A 14,412-nucleotide genomic window follows, 5' to 3' on the forward strand; every position below is an offset into this window, starting at 1 on the left:
GCGCGAGGCGGTCGAGGCTAGCGTGGAACGGTTGCCCTGAGCCGGGCACGCACTGATGCCAGGAGGACCCATGACAGCCCCCGCTGCCGCGGAACCGACCGCCGCCGACCGCCGCCGCTGGGCGCGCTATCTCGTCGAGGAGCGCGCCGAAGGCCACGTGTACCAGCGGCTCGCCGCGACGCGCTCCGGAGAAGAGCGCGACATCCTGCTCAGTCTCGCCGAGGCGGAGCGTCGACACGAGCAGCATTGGCTCGACCTGCTCGGCGGTGAGCCGGCACGCCTGCCGCGCGCCGGTCTGCACTCGCGCATGCTCGGGTGGATGGCGGGCCGGTTCGGCTCCATCTTCGTGCTCGCCCTCGCCCAGAGCGCCGAAGCGCGCTCGCCCTATGACGAGGAGCAGTACGCGACCCCCGCCATGCGCGCCGACGAGAAGGTGCACTACGAGGTCGTACGCGGCCTCGCGGCACGGGGACGACGCCGGCTGTCTGGCTCGTTCCGTGCCGCCGTGTTCGGCGCGAACGACGGTCTCGTCAGCAACCTCGCCCTCGTGCTCGGCATCGGCGCGACCGGCGTGAGCGCGAGCTTCGTGCTGTTCAGCGGCGTCGCCGGCCTGCTCGCCGGGGCCCTCTCGATGGGAGCGGGAGAATTCGTGTCGGTCCGCTCGCAGCGCGAGCTGTTGGCCGCCACCGAGGCGAACGAGGACGCCGCGGACTCCGCAGGAGACCTCGACATCGACGAGAACGAGCTCGCGCTCGTCTACCGCGCGCGGGGGATGGATCCCGAAGAGGCACTGGGACGTGCCCGACGCATCGTGACCGCGGCTCAGGCGGGCGCACGACGCACGGCGACCGGTCCGGTCCGCACGCACACGGGAGATGAGCACGACATCGTCGGCAGCGACTGGACCGCCGCGATCTCCAGCTTCCTGCTCTTCTCCTCGGGGGCGGTCATCCCGGTGCTGCCGTGGATCTTCGGCCTGGAGGGCACCACCGCCGTCGTCGTGGCTCTGATCCTCGTCGGCATCGCCCTGCTCAGCACGGGCGCCATGGTCGGCATCCTCTCGGGTGGTCCGCCGCTGCGCCGTGCCCTTCGACAGCTGGCGATCGGATTCGGGGCTGCCGCGATCACGTACCTGCTCGGGCTGCTGTTCGGCGTGGGCGCGGTCTAGCCGCCGTGCGGGGTGGAAACACCCCGTAACGCGAAGAAGGCCCCCTCTCGGGGGCCTTCTTCTCTCTCTGTGCGCGGAGGGGGACTTGAACCCCCACGCCCTTTCGGGCACTGCGACCTCAACGCAGCGCGTCTACCATTCCGCCACCCGCGCAGGTGTTGGATGATCGTTGCCGACCGAAGAATGACACTATCACGAGTTGTGCGGACGCTCGAAACGAGCCGTACGCCCGGGCGTGGCACGCGCATTCGGTAGCCTGATCACATGATCGATCCGTCGCTTCCCGAGGTCGTGCGCGTCGCGAGTGACCTGATCCGCTTCGACACCTCGAACTTCGGCGGCGGCAACGCCAAGGGGGAGCGCGAGGCCGCCGAGTACGTCGGCGCCTACCTCGAAGCGCTCGGTCTCGAGGTCGAATACTACGAGCCGGTCGACCGACGGACCAACGTGATGGCCCGGATCCCGGGGCGCGACCGGACCAAGCCCGCACTGGTCGTGCACGGTCACCTGGACGTCGTCCCCGCGATGGCGGAGGACTGGACGGTCGACCCGTTCGCCGGGCTCGTCCGCGACGGCATGCTCTGGGGCCGCGGCGCGGTCGACATGAAGAACATGAACGCGATGATCCTCACCTCGGTCGCCGACATCCTGCGCGCGGGTGAGCAGCCCGAGCGCGACCTCGTGCTCGTGTTCTTCGCCGACGAGGAGAACGGGGGAGTCGAGGGGTCCGCGTTGGTCGTCCAGGATCGTCCGGAGTGGTTCCAGGGCGCCGGCGAGGCGATCAGCGAGGTCGGCGGGTACTCGATCACGGTCGATGACCGTCGGGCGTACCTGCTGCAGGTCGGCGAGAAAGCGCTGATCTGGATTCGCCTGGTCGCGAAGGGGCGTGCGGGTCACGGCAGCCGTCTGCATGACGACAACGCCATCACGCGGCTCGCCGAGGCCGTCACGGCGATCGGGCGCACGCGGTGGCCCATCCTGCTCACCCCGACCACCACCGCGCTGCTGGACGGGCTCAGTGCCCTGACCGGACGCAGCGTCGACGATCCCGACGCCCTCGCCGCCGCGGCCGGACCCGCCGAGGCGTTCTTGCGCTCGACGTTCCGCACGACGACGAACCCCACGGTGCTCGCAGCCGGATACAAGCACAACGTGATCCCCGAACGCGCCGAGGCGCTGATCGACGTCCGGGTCATCCCCGGGACCGAGGATGACGTGCTCGCCGAGCTGCAGCAGATCGCAGGAGACGACATCGTGATCGAGACCGTGGTCCGCGACATCGGCATGGAGACGCCGTTCGAGGGAGATCTGGTCGAGGCGATGGTCGCGAGCATCGGCCGTCACGACCCCGGGGTGCCCGTGATCCCTTACCTGCTCGGCGCCGGCACCGACAACAAGGCGCTCGCGTACCTGGGGATCACCGGCTACGGCTTCGCGCCGCTCAAGCTGCCGGCCGACCTCGACTTCACGGGCATGTTCCACGGAGTCGATGAGCGTGTACCCGTAGAATCGCTTGTCTTCGGCCAGCGGGTGCTGACCGACCTGTTGCGCACGTACTGAGCGCTCACGGCACTCCTCGCGCGATCCCCTGACTCAGAAGGCCTTCCTCTCCATGCATCTGTTCGAAGCGCTCATCCTCGGTATCGTCCAGGGGCTCACCGAGTTCCTGCCGATCTCCTCCAGCGCCCATCTGCGCATCCTCGGCACCTTCCTGCCGTCGGGGGAGGACCCCGGTGCCGCCTTCACGGCCATCACGCAGATCGGGACCGAGGCGGCCGTGGTCGTCTTCTTCTGGCGCGACATCGTGCGGATCGTGTCGCAGTGGTTCCGCTCCCTGCTCGGCAAGGTGCCGCGCAGCGATCCGGATGCGCGCATGGGCTGGCTGATCATCATCGGCAGCATCCCGATCGTGCTGCTCGGTCTGCTGTTCCAGGATCAGATCGAGACCGTCCTCCGCTCGCTGTGGATCGTCGCCATCATGCTGATCGTCTTCGGCATCCTTCTCGGCATCGCCGATCATGTCGGAGCCAAGCGACGGAAGCTGAACGATCTCACGTACCCCCACGGCGTGGCCTTCGGCTTCGCTCAGGCCCTCGCACTCGTTCCGGGCGTGTCGCGCTCCGGCGGCACGATCACGATCGGACTCTTCCTCGGCTACGAGCGCGCGGCTGCGGCCCGCTACGCCTTCCTGCTCGCCATCCCGGCGGTCTTCGGCAGCGGTTTCTACCAGGTGTACAAGAGCTGGGGAGAGCCGGCGTTCTTCTCGTTCGGTGACACGCTCGCCGCGACCGGTGTCGCGTTCGTCGTCGCTCTCGGCGTGATCGCGTTCTTCATGAACTGGATCTCGAAGCACAGCTTCCTGCCGTTCGTGATCTACCGCATCCTGCTCGGCACCGTGCTGCTGGTGCTGCTCGGGACCGGGGTCATCGCCGCCTGAGGATCGTCCTCGCCGCGCGCGCTGCGCCTTCCGGCGTCAGCGCTTGCGGTCGCCGGGACCGTCGTCGCGCCGACGGAGGTAGCGCTCGAACGCCTGCGCGATCGCATCCCCGGAGGCCTCGGGGGAGTCCCAGGTGTCGCGTGTGCGCTCGAGCTGGCGGATGTACTCCGCCATGTCCTCGTCATCGGCCGCTGCGGCATCGATCGACGCTTCCCAGGCTGCGGCTTCCGTGCGCAGGTGATCGCGTGACACGTCGACGCCCGTGAGCTCCTCGAGGCGATCGAGAAGGGCCAGGGTCACTTTCGGCGAGGGAGTCGCGGTCGCGACGTAGTGCGGCACGCTGGCCCAGAGGCTCGCCGTGGGGATGCCGGCACTCTCGGCGAAGTGCTCGATCACGCTGAGGATTCCGACGGGGCCCTCGTACAGCGAGCGCTCGAGGTCGTGCGCCTCGCGGACCTGCTCGTTCTGGCTCGAGGTGAAGATCGAGATGGGGCGGGTGTGCGGCACGTCGGACAGCATGGCGCCCAGCGTCACGACGCCCGTGACGTCGTCACGCAGCGCGATGTCGATGAACTCCGAGGCGAATGACTGCCACGTACGGGCCGGCTCCACGCCGGTGAGGATCCAGAACTCGGGGTCCGTGCCGGTCGCCGACACGCGCGGACGCCAGAGCCCGGCCTCGGGCCACTTCAGCTGACGCCGTCCCTCGGCATCGGTCTGTGTCGACGGACGCGTGTACTGGTAGTCGAAGTACAGCTCAGGGTCGACCGAATGCACCAGGTCGTAGTCGGTCGAGGCGCGCAATGCCTCGACCGCGCCACTCGCGCCCTCGCCCGCATCGTTCCACCCGTCGAAGGCGACGATGACGATGCGTGAACCGAGAACATCCATCCGGGGCTCCCTTCGAGGTCGGGGACGTATCCCTCCAGGCTAGTCCGCGTGGGCGGGAAGTGGGCGTCCGCCCCGGCTAGCATGGGTTCAGTGAGCAGACAGCCCCGCGCGGTCCTTTGGGACATGGATGGAACCCTCGTCGACACCGAACCGTACTGGATGGCGGCGGAGACGACCCTGGTGGAGTCGTTCGGAGGTACCTGGAGCCACGAGGATGCTCTGCAGCTCGTCGGCAACGGACTCCTCGACAGCGCACTCATCCTGCAGCGTGCCGGCGTCGACATGGAGGCCGAGGCGATCATCTCGACCCTCACGGACGCCGTGCAGGAGTCGCTGCGCACGGACGGCGTGCCGTTCCGCCCGGGAGCGCGCGAGCTGCTCCGCGAGCTCAAGGACGCGGGCATCCCCACCGCCCTGGTGACCATGTCGCTTCGACGGATGGCGCTCGGCGTCGTCGAGCTGATCGATTTCGACGCGTTCGATCTGGTGGTCGCCGGCGATGATGTCGACAACCCGAAGCCGCACCCCGAGCCGTACCTGCAGGCCGCGGCCCTGCTCGACATCGACATCGCCGAGGCCGTCGTGATCGAGGACTCGCCCACGGGTCTCCGCGCGGGGATCGCGTCCGGCGCCGTCGTGCTCGGAGTGCCTCACATCGTGTCGCTCGACGAGATCGGCGCGCACGAGCTGTGGCCGACGCTGGACGGGCGTGGTCTCCCGGAACTCATCGACCTGTTCGACCGCCAGAGCACGTCGACGGGAGTCACCCGATGACCGAGTACTCCGCACCACGACCGAGCGGCCCGTTCCGCGTCGGCGATCGTGTGCAGCTCACCGGGCCGAAGGCACGTCTGCACACCGTGACGCTGCGGGAGGAGGGTGAACTCCACACCCACCACGGCGTCCTCCGGCACCGTGATCTCATCGGCCTGCCCGACGGCTCCGTGGTCGCGAACAGCTCGGGGCACGACTACCTCGCGCTGCGCCCGCTGCTGCGTGATTTCGCGATGTCGATGCCTCGGGGCGCCGCGATCGTCTACCCCAAGGACGCCGCCCAGATCGTGATGCAGGCGGACATCTTCCCGGGGGCGACGGTGGTGGAGGCCGGGGTCGGTTCGGGTGCGCTCTCGCTCTCCCTGCTGCGCGCGGTCGGACCGACCGGCACCCTGGTGTCCTTCGAGCGCCGGGAGGACTTCGCCGACGTGGCACGCGGGAACGTCACGACATTCTTCGGCGAGACCCCCTCGACGTGGCGTGTGGTCGTCGGAGACCTGATCGACGCGCTCCCGGCGGAGCAGCCTGCCGGCACGGTGGATCGTGTCGTCCTCGACATGCTCGCACCGTGGGAGTGCATGGACGTGGTCGCCGACGCCCTGACTCCGGGCGGCGTGGTGCTGTGTTACGTCGCGACCGCGACGCAGCTCTCCCGTGTCGCCGAGTACATCCGCGGCACCGGGCTCTTCACCGACCCGGAGGCGTCCGAGACGATGGTGCGCGGCTGGCACGTCGAGGGGCTGGCGGTGCGCCCTGACCACCGAATGGTCGCGCACACCGGTTTCCTGCTCACGGCACGCCGGCTCGCGCCCGGCGCGGTCGCTCCGTCTGTGAAACGCCGCGCGTCGAAGAGCAGCTACGGCGACGACGACGTCGAGCAGTGGACGCCGGGAGCTGTCGGAGACCGCGAGATCAACGACAAGAACCTGCGCAAGCGCGTGCGCGAAGCGGCGAAGGCTGCCGACGGGGCACGCCTCGCGGCATCCGCGCGCGAATCCGAGCAGACGACGGAATAGACTGGAGGGCGTGCGTAAAACGTCCGCCGTTCTGGCCTCCCTCAGCCTCGTCGTCCTCGCCCTGACGGGATGCGCGGCATCCCCGGCCTCCGACGGGGCCGCGTGCGAGCGCGATTCCGGCGGCGACAAGGTGCTCAGCGCCGCCACCGTCACCGGGGACCTCGGTTCCACGCCCGACGTGGAGGTGTTCCCCCCGGTCAAGGTCGAGGAGAGCGCGTTCGCCGACATCACGGTCGGCGACGGACGCACCCTGACCTCCGACTTCCAGCCGATGGTCCTCGACATCGCCTTCTACGGCGGCGAGAGCGGCGAGGAGCTCTACACCTCCGAGTTCAACGGAGATCTGAGCCGCGTCAACAACATCGACTTCTGGACTCAGAAATCGCCGGGGCTCGGCAAGGTGCTCGAATGCGCCACGGGTGGCAGCCGGGTGCTCGCGCTCCTCACGCAGGAGGACTTCGGCGCGCAGAACGCCGAGGGCTTCGGTCTCGCAGCCGATGAGAACGTCGTGGCCGTGATCGACGTGCTCGACGTCTATCCGACGCGTGCGTCCGGCGAATCGCAGTTCAACGACGCACAGGGCCTTCCCACCGTCGTCCGCGCCCCCGACGGCACCCCCGGCATCATCATCCCGGACAGCCCCGCGCCCACCGAGGCCGTGACGCAGACCCTGATCAAGGGCGACGGGCCCGAGGTGAAGAAGGGCGACACGATCGTCAACAACATCCTCGCCGTCAGCTGGGACGACAAGACCGTCGCCACGAACACGTGGGGCTCCGCAGCGAGCTTCGGCGCTGCGGCGAACGAACTGATCGGCGCCACGGTCGGCTCCCAGCTTCTCGTCGTCGTCCCCGAGTCCGAGGGGACCCCGGCGACCGCGATCGTCGTCGACATCCTCGGCGTCGTGCCGACCGCCACGCCGTGATGGTCGCCCGGATACCCGCGGAGGAGCGTCTGACGAATCTCGTCGTGGCGCTCATGTCCACGGAGATCGGGCTGACCAAGCAGCAGATCCTCGACAACGTCTCGGGCTATCGCCAGCGAGCGGATGCCGGGACCAGGGCGGACGCGCTCGAGAAGATGTTCGAGCGCGACAAGGAAGAGTTGCGCTCGCTCGGGGTCCCGATCGAGACGATCGGCGATGCCGCCGATCCGAACGACCTGCGCGAGGCGCGCTATCGCATCCCGCAGGCGGAGTACGACCTGCCGAGCGACATCGAGTTCACCCCCGCCGAGCTCGCCGTGCTCCGGCTCGCGGGAAGCGTGTGGAGCGCGGAGTCCGCGTCCGGCGACGCACAGTCCGGCGTGCGCAAGATCCGTGCGCTCGGAATCGACGGCGACGAGCCGATCATCGGCTTCGCCCCTCGGATCACGGCCCGTGACGCGGCGTTCGCCCCTCTGCAGGAGGCGATCGAGAAGAGCCGCGTGGTGCGTTTCGACTATCTCAAGCCGGGGGAGCAGTCGCCCCGTCGCCGCACGGTGCGGCCGCTGGCTCTCGTCGACTACGAAGCGCGCTGGCATGTGTACGGCGTCGATGTCGACATCGATGAGGACCGCACCTTCCTGCTCGGCCGCGTCGTCGGCGAGGTCTCGGTGTCGGCGACGACCTTCGACCCCGCCCTGCGAGACGGCGCGGGGGAGCGCGCGCTCCGCGGTCTTGCCCGCGTCGCCGCCGAGAATTCGGCATTGATCGAGGTCACCCCGGGCACGGAGGCCGCGCTGCGGCTCGGCCGTCGGGCGACTCCCGCCGCGCAGGGTATCCACGTGCCGTTCGTCGACCTGCACATCCTCGCGGATGAGATCGCCTCGTACGGTCCCGAGGTCCGGGTCGTCGAGCCGGAGGCCCTGCGCGATGCCGTGATCGACCGACTGCAGGCCGTCGTCGACGCGCACAGCTCGGACAGGTCCCGGGAAACGGAAGGAGGCGCTCGATCGTGACGACTCCCGCCAAGCCCTTGCTGGCCGCAGATCGTGTCCGGCTCTACCTCACGCTCGTCCCCTACCTGCTGGAGCGCGGCGAGGTCTCTCTCGCCGAGGCCGCCGCGGAGTTCGGGGTGTCTCCGCGGGAGATGCGCGCGATGGTGGAGAAGCTGACCGTGATCGGTCTGCCCGGCGAGTCCGGATACTGGCAGCAGCCCCAGGAGATGTTCGACATCAACTGGGATCTGCTCGATCAGGAGGACATCATCCTGATCACCAACGACGTCGCACTGCGACGCGTGCCCCGTTTCACCGCGCGCGAAGCTGCGGCGCTGCTGGCAGGCCTGCAGATGGTGGCCGCGGTGCCCGCGGTCTCGGACTCCGGCTTGGTGACCGGGCTCATCTCCAAGCTCTCCCGGGGTGCGGCGGATGCTCCCGCCGAGGTCGTGGTCGCCCCCAGCGCCGTCGACGAGGTCCGCGACGCGGTCGCCCGCGGTGTGCAGAGCGGGCGGGCGATCTCCTTCACGTATCAGGCGCCGGATGCCGAGCCGACCACTCGAACGGTCGACCCGGTGCAGATCCTGATCACCAACGCGCAGTGGTATCTGCAGGGCTGGTGTCATCTGCGCCGCGCGATGCGCACCTTCCACCTCGATCGCGTCAGCGACCCGCAGCTCACCGATATCCCGATCACGCATGCCGGCGACCATGTGCCGGAGGCGTTCTCCGGCCTGGAGGACGAGCGGCAGGTGGAGGTCCGGCTGCCGGAGCGGCTCGTCCCGCTGCTCGGCGGCTTCCTCCCGACGGCGACGCTGGATGCGGTCGACGGCGTCATCACCGCGCACCTGCATCTGGCTGATCCGCGGGGGATCAAGCGTCTCGCCACACGGTTCGGTGGGGACATGGAGGTCGTCGCTCCGCCGATCGCCCGTTCCGCCACCCGGGACTGGGCAGCGTCAGGACTCGCGCTGTACCACCGGCCCGGCGCTGAGGATTGATCTGTAGACTGAGGGAAATCGCCCAACGACGAGGGGAAATCTGACATGTTCGCTGGAATGCAAGGCTGGCACCTGCTGATCGTGCTCGCCGTGATCCTCCTCCTGTTCGGTGCAGCGAAGCTCCCGGCGCTCGCGAAGAGCATGGGCCAGTCGGCTCGTGTCTTCAAGGGAGAGATGAAGGCGATGAAGGACGACGATGCGGATCGCGTCGACTCCGTCGCTGTCGAGCCCACCACGGTGAAGCCCGCCCCGGTGAAGGACTCGAGCATCGACCCTGAGACCCCGCCTCGCGCCTGATCGACCGTGGCAGTCATCGAGCCGCCCGCCAAGGAGAAAGCGGGGCGCGATCGGAGAATGTCGCTCGGCGCGCACCTCGTCGAGCTGCGCAAGCGGCTCATGTACGCGGCGCTCGCTCTGCTGGTGGGCATGGTGATCGCCTTCATCGTGGCCGACCCGATCATCCACTTCATCACCGGTCCCATCCGTGAGATCGCGGAGAAGCGTGGCGACGACTTCGGGGCGATGAACTTCAGCACCGTCACCGCCGCGTTCGACATGCGCATGCGCATCGCCTTCTCCATCGGGCTGTTCGCCTCAGCCCCCGTCTGGCTCTGGCAGATCTGGGCGTTCATCATGCCCGGCCTCACGCGCAAGGAGATCCGGTACACCCTGGCGTTCGTCGTCGCCGCGGTGCCGCTCTTCCTGGGTGGTTGCTACCTCGGCGTGATGATCATGCCGCACATCATCGAGTTGATGTGGAGCTTCACCCCCGAAGGCGCGACGAACCTGTACTCCGCGCAGGAGTACTACGACTTCATCTTCAAGCTCATGCTGGTGATCGGCATCTCGTTCGTGCTGCCGGTCTTCCTGGTGGCGCTCAACGTGGCCGGGGTCATGAGCGGCCGCGCGATCCTCAAGGGATGGCGCGTCGCGATCGTCATCGCGACGGTCTTCGCCGCGCTGGCGACCCCCGCCGCCGACGTCGTGAGCATGCTGATGCTCGCCGGCATCCTGATCGTGCTGTACTTCGCCGCGGCATCGTTGTCGCTGCTGTTCGATCGGCGCAAGCGCAAGCGCGATGTCACGACCGGCGTGCTGCCGGATCCCCTATGAGTTCGCCCTCCGAGCGCTACGCGGCAGCTCGGGCCGCCACCGAGCATCCGGCCACGGTGGCCTTCGCGGCGCGCCAGAAGTTCGAGCTCGACCCGTTCCAGATCGCCGGCTGCCATGCCCTGGAGCGGGGGAGGAGCGTGCTCGTCGCGGCGCCCACCGGTGCGGGCAAGACCATCGTGGGGGAGTTCGCGATCCACCTCGCGATGCAGACCCCGAGCGACAAGGCCTTCTACACGACGCCGATGAAGGCGCTCTCCAACCAGAAGTTCCGCGAGCTGGTCGAGGTCTACGGCGCTGACGATGTCGGGCTGCTGACCGGTGACACGAACATCAACGGCAACGCGCGGATCGTGGTGATGACCACCGAGGTCCTGCGTAACATGATCTACGCCGATTCGGCCGCCCTGCGCGACCTCCGCTACGTCGTGATGGACGAGGTGCACTACCTCGCCGATCGCTTCCGCGGAGCGGTGTGGGAAGAGGTCATCATCCATCTCCCGCAGCACGTGCGCCTGGTGTCGCTGAGCGCCACGGTGTCGAACGCGGAGGAGTTCGGGGATTGGCTCGACACCGTCCGCGGCGACACCGAGGTCATCGTCTCCGAGATCCGTCCGGTCCCGCTCGAGCAGCACGTCCTCGTCCGCGACGACCTGCTCCCGCTGTTCGACGACCGCGCCGGTATCGCGACCGCGCAGGTGAATCAGGAGCTGATGCGCATCCGCTCCTTCACCGGCTCGAACTACGAGAACAACCGGCAGACGCAGTCCTACATCAGCAACCGGCACGCGGGACGCCAGAGCAAGCGGCCGCAACGGGGAGGTCAGCGCCCGGTGCGGCCCTCGAACATGCGCCGTATCGAACGCATGGATCGCCCCGACGTGATCACGCTGCTGGAGCGCGCCAACCTGCTGCCGGCGATCTTCTTCATCTTCAGTCGTGTCGGCTGCGATGCCGCCGTGCAGCAGGTGCGACGCTCCGGCATCCGTCTCACGACGACCGAGGAGCGCGCGGAGATCCGTGCGATCGTCGAAGAGCGCACGCGGTCGCTGCAGGACGAGGACCTCGGGGTTCTCGGTTACTGGGACTGGTTGGAGAACCTCGAGCGCGGCGTCGCGGCGCACCATGCGGGTATGCTCCCGGCCTTCAAGGAGGTCGTGGAGGAGCTCTTCCGCCTCAAGCTCGTCAAGGCCGTCTTCGCCACCGAGACGCTCGCCCTCGGCATCAACATGCCCGCACGCACGGTCGTGCTCGAGAAGATGGAGAAGTTCAACGGCGAGGCCCGCGTGGCGATCACCTCGGGCGAGTACACGCAGCTCACCGGCCGGGCGGGTCGCCGCGGCATCGACGTCGAGGGACACGCGGTCGTGCAGTGGACCGAGGGGATGGATCCGCAGGCGGTCGCCGCGCTCGCCTCCCGGCGCACCTACCCGCTGAACTCGAGCTTCCGGCCCACGTACAACATGGCGGTCAATCTGATCGATCTGTTCGGCAAGCCGCGGGCACGGCAGATCCTCGAATCATCCTTCGCACAGTTCCAGGCCGACCGCGCGGTCGTGGGACTGGCTCGTCAGGTCCGGGAGTCCGAGGGCTCGCTCGCGGGCTACGAGACCGCGATGGCGTGCGAGCACGGGGATTTTTCCGAGTACTCGGCGATCCGCCGCGAGCTCAGCGACCTCGAGAAGAAGAACCGTCAGGACTCGCACGCCCCCCGTGCGGCGCGCGACAAGCGCCTGAAGCGCATCCAGTCGCTGCGCACCAGCATGCAGCGCCACCCCTGCCATCGGTGCCCCGATCGGGAGGCTCACGCGCGCTGGGCGGAGCGCTACTGGAAGCTCAAGCGTCAGACCGACCGTCTGCGTCGTCAGATCGAGACCCGTACGGGTACGGTCGCGCGCGTCTTCGACCGTGTGGTCGAGGTGCTCGAGACGCTCGACTACCTCTCGGAGACGTCGGGGGAGACCGCCCTGACCGACGCGGGGCGGACTATGCGTCGGATCTACGGCGAGCGGGATCTGCTGGTGGCGGAGTCTCTGCGTCAGGGGCTGTGGCGGGGCCTGGATGCGCCTTCCCTGGCGGCCATGGCCTGCTGCCTGGTGTACGAGCCCCGTCGAGACGAAGCGAACTCGGGCGAGCACGGGCTTCCGCGCGGCGCGTTCCGATCCGCGTACGAGAAGACGACCACCCTCTGGGCGGAGCTTGACGATCTGGAGAAGGACCACCACCTTCCCGGCAGTGAGCCGCTCGCGGCCGGCCTTGCGGGGGCGATGCACTCCTGGGCACGCGGCGGAATGCTCGATCGTGTGCTGATCGACGCCGACATGGCAGCCGGCGATTTCGTGCGCTGGGCGAAGCAGACGATCGACCTGCTCGACCAGCTCTCGATCGTCGCGGACGACGGTGACACCGCTCGCACGGCGCGCGCAGCACTCGACGGTGTGCGTCGTGGCATCGTGGCGTACTCCTCGATGTGAGAATGAGAGGGATGTCCGAATCCCGAGCGCACGTGCGCCCCTTCCTGCCGTTGTGGGCTGCGGTGCTCAGTGCCGCAGCCGCCGCCCTCCTGATGTATCTCTCGTATCCGGGGGCCGCCGTCTGGGTGCTCGCCTTCCCCGCCACCGCCCTGCTGCTCGTCTCGTTGATCGGTCGCCGCTTCGGAGGCGCACTGTTGGTGGGACTCGTCTACGGAATCCTCTTCTTCGCGTTGCTGGTCTCCTGGACCTCCCGCTATCTCGGTCCGGTGCCCTGGGCGGCGCTGAGCGTCGTCGAGGGCGGGCTGACGGCTCTCGCGCTGATCCCGATCGCGCTGGCGTACCGTTGGCTGCCGCGGGCGTTCCCGGGCCGCAACGCGCGTCTCCTCCTGCTGCCCGTGGTGGTCTCGGCGCTCTGGGTCGGTCGAGAGCTCTTCATCGGCACGTGGCCGTACGGCGGTTTTCCGTGGGCGCGCATCGGCATGAGCCAGGCCGAGAGCCCGCTCGCATCGATCTCCTCGTGGGTCGGGGTCAGCGGGCTCGGATTCCTCATGGTGCTCGTGGTGGCCCTGCTGATCGAGGTCGCTCGGCTTCGCGCCTGGAAGCGACCGCTCGCCGTGGTGGTGCCCGCGACCCTGGTCGTGCTCCTGGCCCTCACGCCAGCGTTCCCGACCGTCGCCGCCGGCTCGATGCGCATCGCCGCGGTGCAGGGCAACGGCCCCACGGGCTACTTCGACCAGCGCGAGCCGTTCTCGGTGATCGACGCGCAGACGGATGCCACCGCTCCGCTCTACGGCGAGGACGTCGACCTGCTGGTGTGGCCGGAGGGCGGACTCGACACGGACCCGTTCCAGAACGAGACGCTGGCACGTCGGATGACGTTGATCACGACCCGCATCGATGCCCCTCTGCTCGCGAACGCCGCGACCGCGCGCACCGGGCGCTATTTCAACACGTCGATGCTGTGGACGGATGCCGGGGGAGCGACGCAGCTGCACGACAAGCGGCATCCTGTGCCTTTCGGTGAGTACGTGCCCGATCGCCCGTTCTTCAACGCGCTCGCCCCGGACCTCATCGGTCTCATCCAGCGCGAGTACACGCCGGGGGAGAACCCGCCGATCGTCGACATCGACGGGGTCGCCGTGGGGCTCGCGATCTGCTTCGACGTGATCTACGACGACGTGATCCTCGAGGGTGTGAACGCGGGAGCTCAGGTCCTCGTGTTCCAGACCAACAACGCGGATTTCCGGGGGACCGACGAGAACCTCCAGCAGCTGGCGTTCGCGCGCATGCGTGCGATCGAGACGGGCCGCAGCGTCGTCAACATCTCGACAGTCGGCACGAGTCAGATCATGCGCCCCGACGGCTCGACCATGACGCGCCTCGACGCCGGACAAGCAGGAGCCATGCTCGAGGACGTCGAGCTGCGCACCGGTCTCACCGCCGGCGTGGTCCTGGGCCCCTGGGTGCAGCAGGTGCTGCTCTGGGGCGGCCTGGGGGCGCTGGCGGCCGGGTGGTGGGTCGCGCGCCGGCGTGATGTCCGGAGTTGATCCGGTAACTTACCTTCAGTAACTTACGCATGGTAAGTTACTGAAGGGGCGTGACGGTCGTGTTCCTCCAGGGAGAG

Annotated in this window: 13 protein-coding genes and 1 tRNA gene; 12 read left to right on the forward strand and 2 right to left on the reverse strand. The window is 68.5% G+C overall.

Translation table 11 applies throughout. The features are described 5' to 3' along the window. The first annotated feature begins 70 nt into the window (after window positions 1-70). Window positions 71-1,168 carry a VIT1/CCC1 transporter family protein gene (locus ACWA14_RS07320; protein ID WP_463797214.1) on the forward strand — a complete coding sequence of 366 codons (1,098 nt, stop codon included), beginning with the start codon at window positions 71-73 and terminating at the stop codon, window positions 1,166-1,168. A gap of 70 nt (window positions 1,169-1,238) precedes the next feature. Here the strand turns inward: ACWA14_RS07320 and ACWA14_RS07325 are convergent. After that, window positions 1,239-1,321 (reverse strand) — tRNA-Leu (locus ACWA14_RS07325). Window positions 1,322-1,432: 111 nt separating this feature from the next. On the opposite strand from ACWA14_RS07325, the gene ACWA14_RS07330 reads away from it, so the two are divergent. Further along, the gene (locus ACWA14_RS07330) at window positions 1,433-2,728 is read left to right on the forward strand and encodes a M20/M25/M40 family metallo-hydrolase (protein ID WP_463797217.1); all 1,296 of its coding nucleotides are present in this window, start codon (window positions 1,433-1,435) and stop codon (window positions 2,726-2,728) included. A 52-nt stretch (window positions 2,729-2,780) separates the two neighbouring features. Next, the gene (locus ACWA14_RS07335) at window positions 2,781-3,605 is read left to right on the forward strand and encodes an undecaprenyl-diphosphate phosphatase (RefSeq protein WP_463797221.1); all 825 of its coding nucleotides are present in this window, start codon (window positions 2,781-2,783) and stop codon (window positions 3,603-3,605) included. A gap of 36 nt (window positions 3,606-3,641) precedes the next feature. On the opposite strand, the gene ACWA14_RS07340 is transcribed toward ACWA14_RS07335, so the two are convergent. Then, a complete protein-coding gene (locus tag ACWA14_RS07340) occupies window positions 3,642-4,496 on the reverse strand; it encodes a PAC2 family protein (RefSeq protein ID WP_463797224.1) in 855 nt (284 codons plus the stop codon). Between the two features lie 123 nt (window positions 4,497-4,619). On the opposite strand from ACWA14_RS07340, the gene ACWA14_RS07345 reads away from it, so the two are divergent. From ACWA14_RS07345 to lnt, 9 genes are read left to right on the forward strand one after another with little or no spacing between them, the layout of a single operon-like run. Then, the gene (locus tag ACWA14_RS07345; protein ID WP_463797226.1) at window positions 4,620-5,270 is read left to right on the forward strand and encodes an HAD family hydrolase; all 651 of its coding nucleotides are present in this window, start codon (window positions 4,620-4,622) and stop codon (window positions 5,268-5,270) included. After that, entirely contained in the window at window positions 5,267-6,286 is a 1,020-nt protein-coding gene (locus ACWA14_RS07350; protein ID WP_463797228.1) for a tRNA (adenine-N1)-methyltransferase, read from the forward strand. Before ACWA14_RS07345 ends, ACWA14_RS07350 begins: the two co-directional genes overlap by 4 nt. 10 nt (window positions 6,287-6,296) lie before the next feature. Next, on the forward strand, window positions 6,297-7,211 hold the full coding sequence (locus ACWA14_RS07355) for a hypothetical protein (RefSeq protein ID WP_463797230.1): 915 nt from the start codon (window positions 6,297-6,299) through the stop codon (window positions 7,209-7,211). Then, window positions 7,211-8,224 carry a helix-turn-helix transcriptional regulator gene (locus tag ACWA14_RS07360; RefSeq protein ID WP_463797232.1) on the forward strand — a complete coding sequence of 338 codons (1,014 nt, stop codon included), beginning with the start codon at window positions 7,211-7,213 and terminating at the stop codon, window positions 8,222-8,224. Before ACWA14_RS07355 ends, ACWA14_RS07360 begins: the two co-directional genes overlap by 1 nt. Then, window positions 8,221-9,204, forward strand: a complete 984-nt coding sequence (locus ACWA14_RS07365; RefSeq protein ID WP_463797234.1) for a helix-turn-helix transcriptional regulator — start codon at window positions 8,221-8,223, stop codon at window positions 9,202-9,204. Before ACWA14_RS07360 ends, ACWA14_RS07365 begins: the two co-directional genes overlap by 4 nt. A gap of 45 nt (window positions 9,205-9,249) precedes the next feature. Next, window positions 9,250-9,501, forward strand: coding sequence for a Sec-independent protein translocase subunit TatA (gene tatA, locus ACWA14_RS07370; RefSeq protein ID WP_463797236.1), 252 nt, complete (start codon window positions 9,250-9,252; stop codon window positions 9,499-9,501). A gap of 57 nt (window positions 9,502-9,558) precedes the next feature. Then, complete coding sequence (gene tatC, locus ACWA14_RS07375) at window positions 9,559-10,317, forward strand: twin-arginine translocase subunit TatC (protein ID WP_463797390.1); 759 nt, start codon at window positions 9,559-9,561, stop codon at window positions 10,315-10,317. Further along, entirely contained in the window at window positions 10,314-12,788 is a 2,475-nt protein-coding gene (locus ACWA14_RS07380) for a DEAD/DEAH box helicase (protein WP_463797238.1), read from the forward strand. Before tatC ends, ACWA14_RS07380 begins: the two co-directional genes overlap by 4 nt. An 11-nt stretch (window positions 12,789-12,799) precedes the next feature. Continuing rightward, window positions 12,800-14,335, forward strand: coding sequence for an apolipoprotein N-acyltransferase (gene lnt, locus ACWA14_RS07385; protein ID WP_463797240.1), 1,536 nt, complete (start codon window positions 12,800-12,802; stop codon window positions 14,333-14,335). Window positions 14,336-14,412 lie beyond the last annotated feature (77 nt).

This window comes from Microbacterium sp. TW_SC_2 (assembly GCF_055361165.1).